General features: G+C 37.8%; 19 protein-coding genes and 1 other annotated feature. Of the genes, 1 reads left to right on the top strand and 18 read right to left on the bottom strand.

The features are described 5' to 3' along the window. The 16 genes from xseA to rplU all read right to left on the bottom strand — a co-directional run bounded on the left by xseA (position 1) and on the right by rplU (position 14,766). Positions 1-1,341: an exodeoxyribonuclease VII large subunit gene (gene xseA, locus AB3I12_RS05960; RefSeq protein ID WP_034698802.1), complete on the bottom strand. Its 1,341-nt coding sequence runs from the start codon at positions 1,339-1,341 to the stop codon at positions 1-3. Further along, positions 1,342-2,187 (bottom strand): bifunctional methylenetetrahydrofolate dehydrogenase/methenyltetrahydrofolate cyclohydrolase, encoded by an 846-nt coding sequence (locus AB3I12_RS05955; protein WP_063626747.1) that lies wholly within the window; start codon positions 2,185-2,187, stop codon positions 1,342-1,344. A gap of 94 nt (positions 2,188-2,281) precedes the next feature. Then, positions 2,282-2,731, bottom strand: coding sequence for a transcription antitermination factor NusB (gene nusB, locus AB3I12_RS05950; RefSeq protein ID WP_010719795.1), 450 nt, complete (start codon positions 2,729-2,731; stop codon positions 2,282-2,284). Continuing rightward, positions 2,724-3,149, bottom strand: a complete 426-nt coding sequence (locus tag AB3I12_RS05945) for an Asp23/Gls24 family envelope stress response protein (RefSeq protein WP_063626745.1) — start codon at positions 3,147-3,149, stop codon at positions 2,724-2,726. The genes nusB and AB3I12_RS05945 overlap by 8 nt, the downstream gene beginning before the upstream one ends. A gap of 235 nt (positions 3,150-3,384) precedes the next feature. After that, positions 3,385-4,449, bottom strand: a complete 1,065-nt coding sequence (locus AB3I12_RS05940) for a Xaa-Pro peptidase family protein (RefSeq protein WP_010719797.1) — start codon at positions 4,447-4,449, stop codon at positions 3,385-3,387. Between the two features lie 189 nt (positions 4,450-4,638). After that, positions 4,639-4,884: a GlsB/YeaQ/YmgE family stress response membrane protein gene (locus tag AB3I12_RS05935; protein WP_010719798.1), complete on the bottom strand. Its 246-nt coding sequence runs from the start codon at positions 4,882-4,884 to the stop codon at positions 4,639-4,641. Positions 4,885-5,056: 172 nt separating this feature from the next. After that, positions 5,057-5,431 carry a DUF956 family protein gene (locus AB3I12_RS05930; RefSeq protein WP_010719799.1) on the bottom strand — a complete coding sequence of 125 codons (375 nt, stop codon included), beginning with the start codon at positions 5,429-5,431 and terminating at the stop codon, positions 5,057-5,059. A 116-nt stretch (positions 5,432-5,547) separates the two neighbouring features. After that, positions 5,548-6,462, bottom strand: coding sequence for a PTS system mannose/fructose/sorbose family transporter subunit IID (locus AB3I12_RS05925; RefSeq protein ID WP_010738207.1), 915 nt, complete (start codon positions 6,460-6,462; stop codon positions 5,548-5,550). 21 nt (positions 6,463-6,483) lie between these two features. After that, entirely contained in the window at positions 6,484-7,287 is an 804-nt protein-coding gene (locus AB3I12_RS05920) for a PTS mannose/fructose/sorbose transporter subunit IIC (protein WP_010719801.1), read from the bottom strand. A gap of 32 nt (positions 7,288-7,319) precedes the next feature. Further along, positions 7,320-8,309: a mannose/fructose/sorbose PTS transporter subunit IIA gene (locus AB3I12_RS05915; RefSeq protein ID WP_010719802.1), complete on the bottom strand. Its 990-nt coding sequence runs from the start codon at positions 8,307-8,309 to the stop codon at positions 7,320-7,322. A 98-nt stretch (positions 8,310-8,407) separates the two neighbouring features. Further along, complete coding sequence (locus AB3I12_RS05910) at positions 8,408-8,899, bottom strand: mannose/fructose/sorbose PTS transporter subunit IIB (protein WP_010719803.1); 492 nt, start codon at positions 8,897-8,899, stop codon at positions 8,408-8,410. A 195-nt stretch (positions 8,900-9,094) separates the two neighbouring features. Next, entirely contained in the window at positions 9,095-11,920 is a 2,826-nt protein-coding gene (locus AB3I12_RS05905; protein WP_010719804.1) for a sigma 54-interacting transcriptional regulator, read from the bottom strand. A gap of 442 nt (positions 11,921-12,362) precedes the next feature. Next, positions 12,363-13,472 carry an acyltransferase family protein gene (locus AB3I12_RS05900; protein WP_063626741.1) on the bottom strand — a complete coding sequence of 370 codons (1,110 nt, stop codon included), beginning with the start codon at positions 13,470-13,472 and terminating at the stop codon, positions 12,363-12,365. Positions 13,473-13,778: 306 nt separating this feature from the next. Continuing rightward, a complete protein-coding gene (gene rpmA, locus AB3I12_RS05895) occupies positions 13,779-14,072 on the bottom strand; it encodes a 50S ribosomal protein L27 (RefSeq protein WP_010719806.1) in 294 nt (97 codons plus the stop codon). 12 nt (positions 14,073-14,084) lie between these two features. Then, entirely contained in the window at positions 14,085-14,429 is a 345-nt protein-coding gene (locus AB3I12_RS05890) for a ribosomal-processing cysteine protease Prp (RefSeq protein ID WP_010719807.1), read from the bottom strand. Positions 14,430-14,457: 28 nt separating this feature from the next. Next, positions 14,458-14,766, bottom strand: a complete 309-nt coding sequence (gene rplU, locus AB3I12_RS05885) for a 50S ribosomal protein L21 (protein ID WP_010719808.1) — start codon at positions 14,764-14,766, stop codon at positions 14,458-14,460. 19 nt (positions 14,767-14,785) lie between these two features. Further along, positions 14,786-14,861: a sequence feature (ribosomal protein L21 leader region), on the bottom strand. A gap of 141 nt (positions 14,862-15,002) precedes the next feature. Here rplU and AB3I12_RS05880 point away from each other — a divergent pair. After that, positions 15,003-15,656: a uracil-DNA glycosylase gene (locus AB3I12_RS05880; RefSeq protein WP_010719809.1), complete on the top strand. Its 654-nt coding sequence runs from the start codon at positions 15,003-15,005 to the stop codon at positions 15,654-15,656. Between the two features lie 144 nt (positions 15,657-15,800). Here the strand turns inward: AB3I12_RS05880 and AB3I12_RS05875 are convergent, their stop codons facing one another. Continuing rightward, positions 15,801-17,420, bottom strand: coding sequence for a SulP family inorganic anion transporter (locus AB3I12_RS05875; protein ID WP_034698791.1), 1,620 nt, complete (start codon positions 17,418-17,420; stop codon positions 15,801-15,803). Positions 17,421-17,552: 132 nt separating this feature from the next. Continuing rightward, positions 17,553-17,912 (bottom strand): DUF1304 domain-containing protein, encoded by a 360-nt coding sequence (locus tag AB3I12_RS05870; RefSeq protein ID WP_063626739.1) that lies wholly within the window; start codon positions 17,910-17,912, stop codon positions 17,553-17,555. Between the last annotated feature and the right edge of the window lie 465 nt (positions 17,913-18,377).

The following is an 18,377-nucleotide window of genomic DNA, read 5'->3' as shown; positions in this document are numbered from 1 at the left end:
TCATTCTCCTTCTTCTACTTCTTGTACCGTAGCATTCACTTGTCCGTCTTGGTAATGGATCGTGATCGTATCCTCAGGCTTCATCTCTGTCACACTTTTCACGACACGACCTTCGATTGTTGTGTAATTGTATCCTCGCCCCATGATTTTCAACGGACTAAGCAAATCTAATGATTGAATCGCTTGTTGGAAACGTTGCTGCTGGCTCTGCATATATTGTTCCATTTTTTCAGCTAACCGCTTCTCTAAGTAGTCTGTTTCTTGCTTGGCAGATTTCACTCGATAAGTCGGTGCAACTTGTGCCAACTGATGGTTCAAGCGAACCGTTTGTTTTTCTTTCAAATGATAAATTTGTTGTGTCGCTTGGAACAAGCGCTGTTTGAACTGATCAAGCTTAATTGTTTGTCCTTCATACAGACGTTCCGGTTGACGGAAAACATATGATTGTTTTGCTCGTTCAAAACGTTCTTGTTTGCGTTGAATTTGACGCAAAAAGGCCTGTTCAAGCCTTGCTTGCCGTTCTTTCAGCTTCAATAATACTTCAGATAAAACAGGAACAGCTAATTCAGCTGCCGCCGTCGGTGTGGCTGCTCGTACATCTGCTGCTAAATCAGCAATAGTAGTATCCGTCTCATGCCCAACTGAAGAAATCACAGGTGTTCGTGCCTCAAAAATGGCACGTGCTACTCTTTCTTCATTAAATGGCCACAAGTCTTCAATCGATCCGCCGCCACGTCCAATGATCATCGTGTCGAAATCTCCCAATTCTTCAACACGACGGATATTTTCAACGATATTGTCAGCTGCTTGATTTCCTTGCACCACCGTTGGGAATAGGACGAGTTGGGCGATGGGGTAACGTCTTTTGACAGTTGTGATGATATCTCGGATAACTGCACCGCTTGGACTGGTCAAAACTGCAATTCTTTTTGGAAAACGTGGAAGAGCTTGCTTATGTTCCGGCTTAAAAAGACCTTCTTTTCGCAATTTTTCTTTTCGTTCTTCTAATTCTTGATATAGCGCTCCTACACCATCAGGTTCCATGTGTTCAACGTAAATCTGATAAGAACCAGAAGCTTCATAAAGAGAAATCCGTCCGACAACTAATACTTTCATCCCTTCTTTAGGTTGAAAACGTAATTTTTGAAATGCACCTTTGAACATGATTGCTGAGATTTTCGCATGGTCATCTTTTAAACTAAAATATTGATGTGCATTTGCTCTCAAACGAAAATTCGAGATTTCACCTGTTAAATAGACCCTTTCAAGATAAGGGTCTACATCAAATTTCCTTTTTAAATACTTGGTTAATGTGGTTACTGTTAAATATTCTTGTGTCATCTACTCACCTGCTTCAGCAGCCAGCACGGTTTGATACATCAGCATCGTAATCGTCATAGGTCCTACTCCTTTAGGGACTGGAGTGATATAGCTTGCTAAAGGTTCTACTTCATCAAATTTTACATCACCGATCAATTTCCCATGCTCATCACGATTCATACCAACATCGATCACCACTGCGCCTGGTTTGATAAATTCCTTAGTAACAAAATGGCCTCGCCCAATCGCTACGACTAAAATATCAGCTTCTTTTGCAAGTTCAGCAAGGTTAGCCGTTTTTGAATGAGCAATCGTTACTGTAGCATCTGCCATCAATAATAATTGTGCCATTGGTTTCCCTACAATATTGCTACGTCCGATTACCAGCGCCCGCTTCCCTGCCAAATCGATATCATAAGCTGCGAACATTTTCATGATGCCATATGGCGTACAAGGAATCTTATCCGGGTTACCAGCTAATAATCGTCCTAAATTCATTGGATGAAAACCATCTACATCTTTTTTAGGATCAATTGCTAATAAGACTTTTTCTTCATCAATGTGTTTCGGCAATGGCAACTGAACAAGAATCCCGTGAAAATTTGGGTCTTGATTATATTTTTCGATTTCAGCTAACAACGTTTCTTCAGAGATCGTGCTTGGGTAACGTTCAACTTTTGAATGGATCCCGATTGATTTTGCGGAACGTTCTTTATTACGTACATAAACCTGACTGGCTGGATTTTCTCCTACTAATAAAACGACCAATCCGGGGGAGATCGATTTTGTTTTTAATTCGCTCACTTTTATCGCAATCTCTGCTTGCATTTTTTCAGCTAGTTCTTTTCCATTAATCAATTCTGCCATACGATCACTCCCAGATTTTTTTGTGCTTTCATTCTACCATAGATAAACAAGCTTTTAGAACCCGTTTCCTTGTTTTCATAGAAAAAAGCTGGGACTATGCCCCAGCTTCAATCTCTTTTAAAACATTAGATAATACACCGTTGACAAACTTACGTGATTGATCATCACTAAAAGTTTTGGCTAATTCAATGGCTTCATTCAATGCGACTGCGGATGGTACATCTTCAATGTACTTCATTTCAAAGATGGCGATACGCAAGATGATCAAATCCATCTTAGAGATACGATTGATGCGCCAGTTTCCTTTGAGGTGCTTCTCAATGGTTTGGTCTAATTCGCCTTTTTTCGCACACACACCGCCAACCAATGTATCTAAATAAACAGGAACAAACTCTGACTCCTCTTCATTGATCATTTCTTTGTGATCCAATTCAATTGCATGGAAAATTGCGTCTTCTTTGGTCAAATCAGCATTAAAATCTAATGGAAATAATGCTTGTAAAGCCATTTCACGAATTTCGTGTCTTGATAATTCTTTATTCATTTTCTTCCTCTTCGTCTTCAAAAAGTTCTTCAATTGCTGGTTGTTCTAGTTTTTCCGGTACGACTGCTACCACATGAACATTGACTTCTGCTAAAGCAATGTCTGTCATGAAAAGAACTTGCTGATTCACGCGTTCTTGCATTTCCATCGCTACTCTGGGAACAGAAACCCCATATTCTAAATAGCAATAAAGATCTACTTTTAACCCATCTTCATCATTTACTAAATAGACCCCTTTACCATGCGCTGCACGCCCTAATAATTCCGTTACGTTGCTGGCAAATGTTCCACGCATCCCATAAACGCCTTCTACTTTTGAAGCAGCGATACCAATAATCACTTCAATGACTTCTGGCGCAATGACAATTTCACCAAGCTCTTGAGTCGCATTCAAAATTAAATTTTTGTCCTCTGCCATTTTATCTATTCCTCCTTTTGCCTCTACACAGATTGTTGCCTACGAATGAACCGTTCTTTCACTTATTCTTCATTCGAAACGTATAAAGGTAAACTGTTCACTTGCCTATTTGAGAGTCTTTTTCTCAAACAAATTACGCTTTGTTTTCAAAGCTTGCTGTCTTCTATAGTGTATCATTAAATCAAGTGATTTTCTATAACAAAGTCTGAGTGAATGATGCTTTAGGCTACGCTCATCATAAAATAATCAACTCTTTTGGTGAATGCGTCAACACGCGATTTCCATCAGAAGTAATCAATAAATCATCTTCGATTCTAACGCCACCGATACCTGGTAAGTAAATGCCTGGTTCGTCGGTAATAATATTTCCTGGAACAAATTGTTTCTCAGCTCGAACTGAAACATTGGGTCCTTCATGGATCTCTAAGCCAATTCCATGTCCTGTTGAGTGTCCAAAAGCTTCGCCATAACCATGTTTCGTAATGTAATCTCTAGCTACAGCATCTAGTTGCTTACCGGTAACTCCTGGTTTAGCTACTTCCAGAACTGCTAGTTGGGCTTCAAGAACGATTTGATAAATTTCTTTTAATTGTTCTCCTGGGTCACCAATCGCAAATGTTCGTGTCATATCAGAAACATAACCTTCATAGTAGCATCCAAAATCTATTGTGATCAAATCGCCTTGTTCAATGATTTTTTTGCTAGCAACTCCATGTGGCATAGCTGAGCGTAAACCACTAGCAACGATTGTTTCAAAAGAAACACCTGACGCTCCAAGTGAACGCATATAAAAATCTAATTGGTTGGCAACTTCGATCTCTGTCATTCCCGGTTGAATCATCTTGAGAATATGGTCATATGCCAAATCTGCAATACTACAAGCTTTTTCAATAATCGCAATTTCTTCTTCGTCTTTGATTTCTCGAAGTTCTTCAATCATGCCCGAAATAGGAATCAGTTGCGCATCAATGATCTCTTCTAATACCGAATATTCTAAGAAGGAAACAGTTGTTTCTTCAAAACCAAGTTCACGTAGTCCTTCTTTTTGAACTAAGTCAGCTACTTCTTCAAAAATCGGTCCTACATTTTTGATGATCTCAAATCCTTGAGCTTGAGCTGCTGCTTGCTCGGTATAACGAAAGTCAGTAATAAAAAAGGCTTTTTCCAATGTGATGACCGCTAAGCCTGTCGTACCAGTAAAATTAGTCAAGTAACGAAGATTGTATGGACTAGTGATCAAAAATGAATCTAAATTTTCTTCTTGCATCTTTTTACGCAATTTTTCTACTCGTAGCATCATAAATGAAATTCCTTCTTTCTTTGCTCTCTTTTTTCTATTATAGCAAATTTTCTTTCTGACACAGCAGATAAAACAAATTTTCTTAATAAACTTAGTAAAACAAAAATAGTTAAGACAAATCAGTTTCAGATCTGCCTTAACTATTTACTTCTATCTGCAAAACTATTGGCTAAGCGTTAATCTATTTGATTATGATCGTTTCCCAAAAAAGAATGAAACAACTGCCACTAAAATAACTGCGCCTAAAATTGATGGAATAAGTGCCATACCAGCTGCATGTGGTCCCCAGTTACCAAAAATTGCTTGACCGATACTTGAACCAATCAATCCAGCAATGATATTTGTGATACAACCCATAGAATTTCCTTTACTGGTAATTGCTCCAGCAATGGCTCCGATGACTGCACCAACGATTAAAGTCCATATCCAACCCATACTAATAACCTCCTTCTTTACAGTTTCATTCTAGCATAGGAAAATTATTAGGAGCAAATGATTGAACCAGCGTTGAAGCTGACCTAGATAATGACACCGCACACAAAAGAAAAAGCGAAACACAAAACAAAACACGAATGACATGCTGCGAAGAGCATCCATTCGTGTTTTTCTACTTGCGTTTGAAGATACTTTTGACACCACGTTTCACTACATCAAAAAAGCTCAAGGATTGAACCATACGACTAGGATCTACGTATTTTCTGATAGCGCGAAGTACTTTTTTGGGTTCTTTAGAAGAAAATGTATATGTACCATTTTTCTTTGTTTGAATGGCATAGCGCGGAATCCATTTTCCTTTGAACATAACGGATGCGATGACGTAATCAATCTCTTCCCAAGGGATTTGAACAAATTTCCGAGTGTCTCTTGCATGATAAAATTCGAATCCTCGGTCTCCAATCATGATTTTCCCATAATCAGTCAAACCAGTAAACGCAGTGGCATCAATTACCAAATCAACTTTTGTATTGATTGATTGAACCATTTAATCACTCCTATTATTTTATCTATCTAGTATACTATCGTTTCAATGTTGAAATCTCAAGCAGCATCCACTTTTTGATAAAAAAAGCTCGGGGCTACGCCCGAGCTAGATTCTTATTATAAAAGACCAACAACATGGCCAACTACACCGACAACAAATAGACCTAAGATAATGACAATTGGAGAAACTTTTTTCTTCAATAACCACATGCATAGTAATGTCAATGCTAAAGCAGCTAACCCTGGGATCAATTGATCTAAGTTATCTTGTAAAGTTGTTACTTTTTCAGGACTAAGTGCTAGACCACTGTTTACTTGTTCAAAAGCACTCTTGATTCCTTCGCCACCAGCAGGTAATTTATCCCACTCAATGTAAGCACCTTTATCTAACTTAACAGTTGATACAACTGGCAAGAATTTAATCGATACCCACCGCTGTACTAAGGCGGCTAATACGAACATCCCTAAGATAGATGCACCTTTTGTTACGTCTTGCAATAATCCACCAGATAAATCATCTGTGATTTTAGAACCAGCTTTATAACCAAATTCTTGTGTATACCACATGAATGACCAACGAATAATGTTCCAACCTAAGAAGAAGATGATTGGTCCAAGAATATTACCACCCATTGCTAGAGAAGCACCAAGAGCTCCTAACATCGGACGAACAGTAAACCAGAATACTGGGTCACCAACACCAGCAAGAGGTCCCATCATACCAACTTTAACCCCTTGGATCGCTACATCGTCAACAGGAGCGCCATTTGCGCGTTCTTCTTCTAATGCTAGCGTAACACCCAAGATAGGTGAAGCAATATATGGATGTGTGTTGAAAAATTCTAAGTGACGTTTAAGAGCTGCTGTGCGCTCTTCTTTCGTTTTGTATAATTTTTTGATTGCTGGGATCATTGAGAAAGCCCAACCACCATTTTGCATACGTTCATAGTTCCATGAACCTTGAATGAAGGTAGAACGCCATGCAACAGCTAAACGGTCTCTTTTAGATAAAGTAATTTTTTCTTCTGCCATTTTTATTTTCCTCCTTCAAGATTAATAGTCATTCAAAATGTCGCCTAGAGGGTCACCTGAGTTGCTTCCTCCGCCACCATTTGAAGAGCCTCCCATTTTAGAAAGGTTCAAGTAGATAAGAGCTAAAGCAACACCTAAAGCACCTAGGGCAATCAATGTTAATTGAGTAATTGCAGCTACAACAAAACCGATAACGAAGAATGGCCATACTTCTTTAGTTGCCATCATGTTGATTACTAATGCGTAACCTACAGCAACAACCATTCCCCCACCAATAGCCATACCGTCTGTTAACCATGCAGGCATTGATTCTAAGAAAGATTGAACAGTTTGAGCTGGGATGAATAATAATGCTCCAGCAGGAATTGCAATACGGATACCTTGTAAACATACTGCAATGATGTGCCACATTTCAACTTTGCGGATGTTACCTTCTTCAGCAGCAGCATCCATCAAGTGAACGATAGGAACAGCGATTGTACGTACGATCATTGTTAAGAACAAACCAGCAACAGCAAGTGGTACTGCGATAGCAATAGCTGATGGAACGCCTCGAACACCTTGACCACCTAATACTAAAATAATTGCAGATGCAACTGATGCCAATGCAGCATCTGGTGCTACAGCAGCTCCGATATTTGCCCAGCCAAGAGCGATCATTTGAAGAGTACCACCTAATACGATACCTGCTTCAAGGTTACCTGTTACTAAACCTATTAATGTACATGCCACTAGAGGTTGATGAAATTGGAATTCATCCAGAATCCCTTCCATCCCTGCTAGAAAGGCAACGAATACGACTAAAATCATTGAAATAATAGACATGATAAGCCTCCTATAAATATTAGTTTTTTGAATTATGCTTTAGATAATTCAGACTTAGCTTTTTTAAGAATTTCGTCCATATTGTCGCGAGAGTCATTTGGTACTTTACGTACATCAAATTTAACTCCTTTGCTTTCTAGTTTTTCAAATGCCTCTACGTCTTCAGGGCCCATTGATAAAACTTTACTTACGACAACTTTCCCAACTGAGTGGGCCATTGAACCTACGTTTAATTCTTGGATGTCAACGCCGCCTTCAACAGCTGTCAACACGTCTTCAGGATTTTCAAACAATAGCAAAGCTTTTGTATTCCCAAATCTTGGATCTTTAGCAACTTCGATCATTTTAGAAATTGGGATAACGTTTGCTTTAACCCCTGGAGGAGCAGCTTGTTCGATCAATTTCTTACGTAAATCATCTTTTGATACAGCATCTGAAACAACGATGATCCGATTTGGTTGAACAGCTTTTGTCCATGCAGTAGCAACTTGACCATGTAATAAACGTGAGTCAACACGTGCTAAAACATATTTAATCTTACCGTCGCCAACTACTGTTCCTTCGGGTAATGCACCTTTAGGTTGTCCATCAGAAACTTCTGCTTTTGGTGCTTCTTGTGGTTCAAGCTCTTCTGGCTTCACTTTCACACCATCTTTTGCTGTTTCAATGATATGTGCTGCAATTTCTTGAGCAGATTCCATTGAAAAACGTGACGCATAAGCTTCGATCAACATAGGCAAGTTCAAACCACTAACAATTGCCCATTTGTCTTTGTGTTCTTCAAACAATGTGTTTGATTGATTGAACGGTGTTCCGCCCCATAAATCAACTAAGAACAATACTTCGTCTTGATTATCAAAAGAAGCAACAGCCTCTTCTAATTTGGCTCTCAAGTCATCTGGACCTTCGCTTGGTTTTAAAATGACTGCTTTGACGTTTTCTTGTTCGCCAAAAATCATTGAACCTGATTGCAAGATACCTTCAGCAAATTGTCCATGACTTGCAAGGATAATCCCTACCATATTTATACCTCCTACTTCTTTTTGTTGTAACAAATCAAATATTAAAATAATTGCTAACCATTACAACAGATGAATTTGACCATTTTCCAACAACAATATTATGCCTTTTTGGCTTTTGCTAGTAATTCCATCAAAAGGATCTTTCTATCTGCGGGTACTTTGCGAATTTCTAATTCTACACCTTGCTGATTCAAGAATTGGAACGATGCAATATCTTTATGGTCGACTGACACAAAATTTGTAATCATCGTCTTCCCCTCAGAAAAACTCATCCCACCGATATTCAATGAATCCAGCTGTACACCACTTAAGACAATTTTCTCAACGTCTTGAGGATTAGTGAATAAAAGCATCACTTTCGTCGTTGCTAGTAAACCGCTTTGATAAACTTGAATCATTTTTTTCACCGTGATCACATTTGCGATGATTCCCGGTGGAGCAGCTTCTTTTAAAAGAAACTTTCTCAATTTATCTTGGGCTACTAAATCACTAATAACAATGATGCGTTCCACGCCGGTCAATTTTGACCAGACCGTTGCAACTTGTCCATGGATCAAACGATCATCTATACGCGCTAACCGAATATCCATCAGCAAATCTCCTTTTGTTAAACTACTTCACAGAAACCCCTCTCATTTTCTGTGTGTATAACCATCTATTGGCACATTTATATAAAAGCAAGAACCGTGCCAACTTTTTATCAATACACTAAAGGGTTTTAAGGCGTTTCGAAGCAATACACAAAAAAGATACACTAACAACAGTGTATCTTTTTTGTGTATTTTTCATTTAGTGTATTCATTTTTTGCCAATTCATTACGAATCAGCTTTAATGAATAATAAACTTCAGATGAAGGTGTTTCAAATCTGATGGTCTTTTCCAACGGGGATAACAATTGTTGGATAGACGAAAACAATGGATCTTCCATCGCTTTTTCCAGTTCGTCTGATTCAACATTCAATGGCTCGTTTAATAAAATCCGTTCAATCATCCCCACTGTGTGTAAAACTAAATTGATTTTAAAACTATATCCATGATTCTCAATCGATAGCTTCTCAGACACTTGATCACTAAAATTCCATAAAGGATCAATCAATTTGGTTCCATTGATAAATGTAAAATTTTGTTCAATAAATTTCACACAAGTCTGTTTTGCAGTTTCTTCACTCAATGGCACTTCTTCTGTTTCATCTAATTCTGCCTCAAGTAATAATTGATCTAAAATCAACTCGATATTTTGATCGATAAACCGCTCCAATGGAATAAATGGCGCAGCAATCTGCGGATCTGTAATTCCAGTAGTCGCAATGACTTGGTAATTTTCGATTAATTTAGGCAATTCTTTTTCCAATTCTAAAACAGAGAGTGCCAAAACAGTCAACTCGACATCTTGCCGTTTACTTACAGAACGTTCGATCAATTCTTTGATTCGTTGTGCGGTTCCTTCACCAGATGCACAAATAGCTAAGATGGCTTTTTTTCTGAGAGCGGTCGGTTCAGGTGTTTTTTCCATCGAAATTTCTGCATAACCACGGAAATTTTTCAAGGAATCGTATAACATATCTAAATCCGTACCTAACACAGAAACTTTGCGAACCGTCTCTAATACCAAAGAGGTCGTCACCATGTCAACTGTCCGCACAGGAATTCCTGTATCTCGCTGAATCTGAGAATTAAATGAAGCAAGCGAACCCATATCCACTAATAAGATCGTTCCACTGCCTTCATCCACCTCTTGCACCATTCGTTCGATCCGACTAAGCGCCGTTTTAGGATCCATATCCAATGGCATATCGACCGCTCGTACATTGTCTGCATCTAATAATTGTTGGACCACTTGAACCATGCTGCTTGCTGTACTATTACCATGTGCTGCCACGACTACCCCAATACGACCGCTTGCTTGATTTGCCCTTAGCGACACAAGCAAGACAGTGAGATAGTAATCTTCGCTATCTGGAATCGTTACTTGGAAATACTCCTCAATATACTTTCTAACTTCTTTCGCTACTTCATATTCCACTGGAAAATCAATTGCCATTTCACGTATATTATCATTCGTATGGCGCTCTTCACCGATATTGATTCTTTTTAAAAAAGAACTGATATGCAGACTCATTGCGTAGATAAAATTTTGCTGAAACTCATATGGCAAGGCATTTTTTACCATTATATATATTTGATTGGTGACTTCGATGATTTTAGGATCAACAAACTCAGCTAGTTTGTTATCGGCATTGAACGAGAATCCATGATCCTTGTAAAAAGATTTCAAATGGATGTTGATATCCGTTGAAATAAAATGATTGATGGCTTCTTGATCTAATCCGTCAGACTTTAATAGTGCTGCTTTGTCCCCAATAATGTCATAAAGATTATAGGGTAGTTCATAAGAATCAGATTGAATCTTCATGATTGTGTCGTTAGGATACACCGTAATTTTGGGCTCCAATAGCTTCGATAGTTCGGACATCGCTACTCGATTACTTGCTAATTGGATCAATCCACTTCTAATCCCTTCCGTCAAATCATCGATCGTAATCGAGATTTCTGGAGAATTGATATGATTTAAAAAACCACGAGCGCAAATCAATTGGATATTCGATTTCAACTGACCGATGTTCCCATAGGTTACACTACCGATCAACGCTTTAACAACATCTTCAGTTAGCGAAATTTGCCGTTGGATACGGTTGGCTTCATGGGCGATCATAATTTTAACCAGGTCGATTTTTTCATTTGCAGGGCGTTTTTCAAAAGATGGCAACTTGATATTGATCGGTATTCTCCGAACAAAGGTCTCTAATAGAGAAGAACCAGGGTCCTCAGTTGTTGCACCCACGATCCGAACATTTGCTTCATGAGATTTTGTTGTTTCTCCTAATCGACTATAGGTACCATGATCCATGAAGTAAAAGATCATTTCTTGCCCTTCAGGTGGTAACCGGTGAATTTCATCTAGGAACAACATTCCTCCATCTGCTTGGTCAATGATTCCGGTTTTTTCCTCTTCTGCTCCAGTAAAAGCACCTTTGACATACCCAAACAAGTGACTCATCAATAATTCCGGGTTATTAGCGTAGTCGGCACAGTTAAAGACGATCAACTCGTTGTCTTCACTAATGACGTGATTGGCTTTGGCAAAATGAAACATCGCATGTGCAAAGTAGGTTTTCCCCGATCCAGTTGGTCCAGTGATCAAACAATTCAGACCTCTCGGCGGATATAAAATGGCGGCTTTCGCTTGCTCAACCGAGTTTTTCATACTCCCATTTGCACCAATGATCTTAGCAAAAATATCTTTCGTATCAATCTGAATCCTTGCTTTTTCTACTGGTACTCTTTCTTCTTTATAGCTTATGACATGTTTGGCGGTCGGTTGTTCATAGGCAACATTTTTTTGATATATGTAACGTACAGGTCGTCCATCGGTTTTCAACAATTTTCCTTCACGTACCAACTGATTCAAATCTTTACTACTATTGGTCCGTTGGATTCCTAAAACCTCAGCTATCTCTTTCGTTGTGACCCCTTGATCATATTCAATCGGTTTTAGATGAGCCGTTTTTTCTTTGACATACGTATAAATTCGATCAATGCGCTTCGCCATTTGGTTTCGCCCCTTTTTCATTAACTGGCTTCAAAACATAATACTATAAATTTAATTCCATTTCGTCAACTATTTACAGTAAATATCTCTTATTAAAAGAAGTATTGACTGGATCAGCTACTCTTTGTCTCATTAGAATTATCCAAAAACGTCCCCTTCAACTTAAAGCTTTTCTTTAAAATAATCGGATCGAAGTGCTTGCGCCGATAAACCATTTTATCTATTGTAATGAAACACAGACAAAAAAAGCTCTCCTCTTAATCAACAAGAGAGAACTTTTTTCATTGAGTTTAGTTCATTGTTTATTCAATTTATTCTGTTTATTGAGTGCTCGGATAAACAATCACTTCCAATTCAATATTTTCTAGTGAACTTTTATTAACTCCGATCGTATAACCTAAACACTTGTCTTCTATAATAATACGCTCATCATACCATCTAATTATTCTTCATTTTTACTATCAAGTATGGTCAAAGTACGGTCATAAAAAAAGCTTTTAAAATACCCATTTCCTTTTACCAAATTATCTGTTTTTTCAGGAACATTAAAATAGAGAATTTTGTTTAACGGCTTATGAACCCACTCCATTCTGCACAAAAAGAAAATACATATAGTTACTATTAGAATCGTAATACTCTGCGGTACACCAAAACTTTTAATAAACAAATCCAAATGAAGTTTATCATTCACTATTCTGACGATAGGTATATGCAACATATATATGATCAAGGATAATTCTCCAAAACTCGTAATAAACAGTCGTTTATTACTTATCAAAGCAACCAAACTACTGATTATAAGGAAGACTGCAATATAGTAAATAAATCGGAAAAAACCACCATAAAGACCTACTAATTCGCTTACATTCGCATAAGCATTTCTACCGGTCAAAAATCCCATCGTCAGTGAGGTGCCATATAACTTAAAATAAACGACAAAAAAACTTCCTGACAAAAGGAACAACGCGCACAACTTGATCTTAAAATTGTTTAGATAATTTGACATTTTTTGATAATCAATTAAGTATCCAGCATAAAAAAATGGAAAGAAAGTTAAGATTCTTGAAGAACATAGAAAATCTCCCAAATTTGCATCATATCCTGCCAAACAACCAATTACAACAGCTATGCCTAGCACCCAGTATTTGTCATATCCATCAATAACCATGCTGATTAATTGAAAAGCAAAAATAGCAAAACAATACCACGGCAGTCCGCTTTCTGTTAAAAAGGAAAAGCTTAAAGAACCTGAAGAGAGAAAAGTGCTAATCAAAAATATAATTTTTAAAATGAAAAACCATTTGAGATATCTAAAACTTTTACGGAAATCCTTGTTACGAATTGTATTCTTGCTGAATAGACCAGAAACAAAGATGAATGCTGGCATATGAAACATATATATCCAATAGTTAATTTTCATTAACAAGTCGCTCTTTTGATTCGCCCGATCAATTAAATGACCTACTACAACCAGGAAAATTAATAAAGCCTTTAAATTGTCCCATTTATACAAACGCTTTGAAACGTTATTTAAATTCATTTTTTCATTCATCACTCCTTTTTAAATCCCAGTATACAATACAACATTCATAAATAGTAGTGATTTTTTCCACTCATATATTGTTATACTTCAAACGAGAAACGTTTTTTATTTTTTTCAAACCGATCATTTAGAATGACGTTCGTTTTTTAATATGTAATTTCCATTTTAACTAATGATAAGCACAGGATTTTGAATAAAAAAGTAAAGAATGGTATTGATTTTTATGTTTAAGCACCTTTTTTGTCAACCGTTTTCATTAAAAGTCATAAAAAAAGCTCTATCCTTTACGTAATAAGGGATAGAGCTAACTGTTCATTAAGCTTCTTGAGCTACTGGATAAACAGACACTTGTTTTTTGTCGCGGCCTTTACGTTCGAAACGTACTACTCCGTCAACTTTAGCAAATAAAGTGTCGTCTCCACCAATACCCACGTTCACACCTGGATAAATTTTTGTACCGCGTTGACGGTAAAGAATTGATCCACCTGTAACTGTTTGTCCGTCAGCGCGTTTAGCACCTAGACGTTTTGATTCTGAGTCGCGTCCGTTAGATGTAGAACCGCCACCTTTTTTGTGGGCAAAGAATTGTAGATTCATTGATAACAACATGGTCTGCACCTCCTATTTATCATTAATTGTTTTAATTTGGATATATTCTGAATTTTCAGCTTCTATCGATTGTAATCCCAACAAGAGATTTTCTAATAGAATCTCGGCAATATTGTTTTGCTCTTGTGTCAATCCTGAAGTGACTTCGGTATATAAATAACCGCCCTCTTCTTCATTCATTTCGACAATTGGTTCAAAACCAGCTAATGAGGCAATCCCATTGACAGTACTGATCGCTAATGCAGAAACTCCTGCACAGACGATATCACTCCCATAAGGACCAGCATCAGCATGCCCTGTCAAAGTAAATGAAACGATTTGACCAGCGTCATTACGTTTAAATGTTCCTTTGATCATTATTCAGGCCTTCTTTCTCAAGCGCTAATTAAGCGTTGATCGCGTCGATAACCACTTTTGTGTATGGTTGACGGTGACCTTGTTTACGGTGTGAATGTTTTTTAGGTTTGTATTTGAAAGTAACGACTTTCTTTTGTTTGCCGTGTTTTTCAACAGTACCTTCAACAGTTGCACCAGAAATGATTGGAGCGCCTACTTTTGTAGTTTCGCCACCTACTAAGATAACTTCGTCAAAAACAACTTTTTCACCTGCTTCAACGTCAAGTTTTTCAACGTAGATTGCTTGTCCAACTTCAACTTTTACTTGTTTACCACCAGTTTTAATAATTGCGTACATGCTATAAAGCACCTCCTTATAATAGACTTAGACTCGCCATCCAGAGTGACAGTTACCTGTACTTACAAACTCGTTCTGTGCGGTTGTAGCTGTGGAGTCCACAATTACAACAGTACTAGATTACCAGAAACTAGCTCATTCGTCAACTCTAGATTCTAGAACTTTTCTTAAGTCAATCAATCGCAATTTTCACTTTTGCTCATTATAATGTTAGTGAAGACGAAGGAGGTAAACGAATGATCTATCCTGATGAATTGGTTCAAGAAGCAACGATTCGTATGCAAGGTCGTGCGGTAGAAGGTTTCGTTGCTGGTCAAGGCCCACTCCACCCAAAACTCATGCTGGTAGGTGAAGCTCCTGGCAAAACAGAAATCGATAATCATATTCCTTTTAGCGGACAAGCAGGCAAAGAACTAATGCAAACTCTTGCTCTAGCTGGTTTGACAAGAGAAGATGTTTATATTACTAGTGCAGTCAGAAGTCGACCTTATCGGACAGTCCAACGACTCAATAAACGAACTCAGCAAGCAGAAACTGTTTATCCGAATCGGACACCAACGAAAGCGGAAGTATTCGCTCATGCGCCGATCCTAGATTATGAAATCGAACATGTCGAGCCCCATTTGATTGCTACATTAGGCAATATCGGTTTGCAACGGTTATTAGGTTCTGCTTATACGATCTCTAAAAATCATGGTCAGCTTTATACTGGGCCTATTTTAAAACTGAATCAACAAAAAGATGCTTACGAGTGGAGTGATAAAAGCTACCAGATCCTCCCGCTTTTCCATCCTGCAGCTATTTTTTACAATCGAACATTGGCTGACGTGATCCGCAAAGACTGGCTTACCTTAGCAAACTATCTCGAGAAAGATCCTAGCAATCAATAGCCACAGCTTCCATAGGTAAAAAATCCCGAAACAGAAAAAAGCTGTTTCGGGATTTTTGAATTTTTATAGCTTATTTTAATTAAACACTGCAAAAACACTTTGTTTGCCCTGTTTCTCAAAGACATTTCTCCTGCTCATGACTGATTACGTATATTGTTCATGCAGCGCTGAGAGTGCATGCGCTACTGTTTGGTGTTGCTCAAAGCCAGCTTTTTGCCATAAATGCTGTAGTTGTTTTTCTACTTCTGGTTGTAGCGAGGTGTAAATAATCGTTTGTTCTCGCATTTCAGCTTTTTCTTGAAACTCATCAAAAACAGCCCGGGCAGTTAAATCAATACTTGGAACACCACGCATAGAAAAAATGATCCCCTCTTTTTGATTTAAATCAGCTAATGTATTTTTTAATTTTTCAGCAGACATAAAAAAGAGTGGTCCACTAATATAGACAACTGTCCAATTATCTAATTTTTTCGTTTCTGGCAAATCCATTCGTTCCCAATCGATTGTTTCAACCGAGATCGTGATTGCCGCACTTTTGATCACAAAGAAAATACAGCCACCGATAATGCCGATGACGATCGCAATACTTAAGTCAAAAATCACGGTACATCCCATAGTAATCAAAAATAATAAGATGCCAGACCAATATCTCTTAGTGAACAAGACGTTGATCGTTTCCCATTCATTCATGCGCCAAGCAGTAACAATCAACACTCCTGCCAAAGCTGGCATAGGAATGTTTGACATAATTGGTGCAAAAATAATCATAGATAAAAACAAAACCAAAGCATGAATGATACCAGCTAAACGAGTCTGTGCCCCTGATTTAATTGCCACACTTGTTCGGGCAATCGCAGCTGTCGCTGGAATGCCTCCAAAAAATGGTAAAACTAGATTTCCGATTCCTTGCGCAACAAGTTCTTGGTTGCTGTCCAATGGTTTGTTTGCCATTCGTCCCGCAGAAGCACCACAGAGCAAACTTTCCACCATGCCAAGCAAGGCAATGCTAATCGCTGGCACCATCACTTCTTTTAAAGAATCAAGATGAAAGGCTGCAAACGTTAAGCGATCGCTACTGATCAACGTCTGTGGAATTTTTCCCACGGTTGCTATCGGCAAGTGAAACAAGAACATCGCAACCGTTGCAAGAATAATTGCCATCAAAGAACTTGGTATAGTTTGAGCCCATTTTTTGGGGTAGATAATCATTCCGATGATCACTAATAATCCCATAATAAAGGAGGAAAAATTTATCGAAAAGCCAAAGGTCTGATAGCTGAGAAACTTCTCAATCACATTTGCACCTTCTGAATGGACACCAAACAAGTTATCCACTTGACCCAAGGCAATGATAATAGCAATTCCCGAAGTAAATCCAGTAATCACTGGAGCTGGAATAAAAGAGGTCAATGTTCCTAATCTAAAAATGCCTGCCACTAGCAATAATAGTCCTGCTAAAAATGTCGCCAGTAACACTCCAGACATCCCTTGAGTAGCTGCAATCGACATCAAGATCGCAGCCATTGCGCCTGTTGGTCCTGAAATTTGATAAAAACCACCTGACAAGCCACCAATAATAAGTCCAGCAATAACCGCTGTAATTAATCCTGCCGCAGCATTTGCACCACTGGAAACGCCAAACGCCAACGCTAAAGGTAAAGCTACTGCAGCTACAGTAATACCAGCTAATAAATCTTTTTGGAATTTTTGACGATCATATCCGTCAAATTCTTCATTTAGTAAAAAAATATACTTTTTGAACAACCTAGAGACTCCTTTTTTATAAAAATTTTACGAAACACGCAACTATTAGAATAGCATATTTTTCTAACTCATGTCAGCTTTTTCACAAAGTTATAGGCGTTTTCATGAAAATTTTTATAAAATAAGATTAACTCAAATCAAAAGAGTTAGTAATCCAATGATTGCCAGACCACCTTGTTTCAAAATAATTAGTTTGTCACTAGTGATACTACCGTAAGCTGCGACCAATACAATATAAATCAATAACAAACTTGCCATTTCTTTTGGTGCAGACGAAATATAAGTGGCATACAATAAACCAATACCTAACAATCCATTATAAACACCTTGATTTTTAAATAACGTTTGTACCGACGAATTACTTAATTCTTTTTGACTCATTTTAAATACTCTGCCAGTTGCTTTAGAAGTTGTAGCAAAGGTTTCTAAATACATGATATAAAAAAATTCAATTGCGACTAATGTAATGATAATTTGTGAAATAATCGACATATTTTCTCCTCCTATTCATTTCTGCCTATCGGCTTAGAATAAGTATAGCCGAACCGTTCAAAAATAAAAAAACAAACACACTTGTAGCTATTATATTATAAGAACCTTGGATCCCCTGATACCAAACATCATCCACCTATAGAGGATGGACTGATTTCTGCTTAAACGAAGTTAAAATACACGAATGTATGAATTTGTAGAGTAAAAATTTTACCTACTCCTTTTACTTAGAAAAACATCCAATATATTCTTTTTTAACACATACCTAGGTCCTACCTGATTAGACTGCGTATCATAAGAATACTTGCTACGTACCCATTTGGTCCAACTACCAGAACAAAGAAAAACCGGTAGAAACTTTCGTTTCTACCGGTTTTGGTTTTTTTTACGTCACAGGAGAACTAATCATAGCTACAACTAATTCTATTTAATTGATAAATAAAGCTTTTCTAATCGGATCTACCA

Origin of the sequence: Enterococcus sp. C65 (assembly GCF_040887165.1) — a bacterium.
In the GTDB taxonomy this organism is placed as follows: Bacteria; Bacillota; Bacilli; order Lactobacillales; family Enterococcaceae; genus Enterococcus_B; species Enterococcus_B hirae.
Note: the sequence above shows the minus strand (reverse complement) of the source record. Positions and strands in the feature narration are given on the sequence as shown.

Excerpts from the sequence above, each read along its gene's own strand:
- xseA (WP_034698802.1), bottom strand. The coding sequence starts at position 1,341 with ATGACACAAGAATATTTAACAGTAACCACATTAACCAAGTATTTAAAA.
- AB3I12_RS05955 (WP_063626747.1), bottom strand. The coding sequence starts at position 2,187 with ATGGCAGAATTGATTAATGGAAAAGAACTAGCTGAAAAAATGCAAGCA.
- nusB (WP_010719795.1), bottom strand. The coding sequence starts at position 2,731 with ATGAATAAAGAATTATCAAGACACGAAATTCGTGAAATGGCTTTACAA.
- AB3I12_RS05945 (WP_063626745.1), bottom strand. The coding sequence starts at position 3,149 with ATGGCAGAGGACAAAAATTTAATTTTGAATGCGACTCAAGAGCTTGGT.
- AB3I12_RS05940 (WP_010719797.1), bottom strand. The coding sequence starts at position 4,449 with ATGATGCTACGAGTAGAAAAATTGCGTAAAAAGATGCAAGAAGAAAAT.
- AB3I12_RS05935 (WP_010719798.1), bottom strand. The coding sequence starts at position 4,884 with ATGGGTTGGATATGGACTTTAATCGTTGGTGCAGTCATCGGAGCCATT.
- AB3I12_RS05930 (WP_010719799.1), bottom strand. The coding sequence starts at position 5,431 with ATGGTTCAATCAATCAATACAAAAGTTGATTTGGTAATTGATGCCACT.
- AB3I12_RS05925 (WP_010738207.1), bottom strand. The coding sequence starts at position 6,462 with ATGGCAGAAGAAAAAATTACTTTATCTAAAAGAGACCGTTTAGCTGTT.
- AB3I12_RS05920 (WP_010719801.1), bottom strand. The coding sequence starts at position 7,287 with ATGTCTATTATTTCAATGATTTTAGTCGTATTCGTTGCCTTTCTAGCA.
- AB3I12_RS05915 (WP_010719802.1), bottom strand. The coding sequence starts at position 8,309 with ATGGTAGGGATTATCCTTGCAAGTCATGGACAATTTGCTGAAGGTATC.
- AB3I12_RS05910 (WP_010719803.1), bottom strand. The coding sequence starts at position 8,899 with ATGGATATTCGGTTAGCGCGTATAGATGATCGTTTGATCCATGGACAA.
- AB3I12_RS05905 (WP_010719804.1), bottom strand. The coding sequence starts at position 11,920 with ATGGCGAAGCGCATTGATCGAATTTATACGTATGTCAAAGAAAAAACG.
- AB3I12_RS05900 (WP_063626741.1), bottom strand. The coding sequence starts at position 13,472 with ATGAATGAAAAAATGAATTTAAATAACGTTTCAAAGCGTTTGTATAAA.
- rpmA (WP_010719806.1), bottom strand. The coding sequence starts at position 14,072 with ATGTTGTTATCAATGAATCTACAATTCTTTGCCCACAAAAAAGGTGGC.
- AB3I12_RS05890 (WP_010719807.1), bottom strand. The coding sequence starts at position 14,429 with ATGATCAAAGGAACATTTAAACGTAATGACGCTGGTCAAATCGTTTCA.
- rplU (WP_010719808.1), bottom strand. The coding sequence starts at position 14,766 with ATGTACGCAATTATTAAAACTGGTGGTAAACAAGTAAAAGTTGAAGTT.
- AB3I12_RS05880 (WP_010719809.1), top strand. The coding sequence starts at position 15,003 with ATGATCTATCCTGATGAATTGGTTCAAGAAGCAACGATTCGTATGCAA.
- AB3I12_RS05870 (WP_063626739.1), bottom strand. The coding sequence starts at position 17,912 with ATGTCGATTATTTCACAAATTATCATTACATTAGTCGCAATTGAATTT.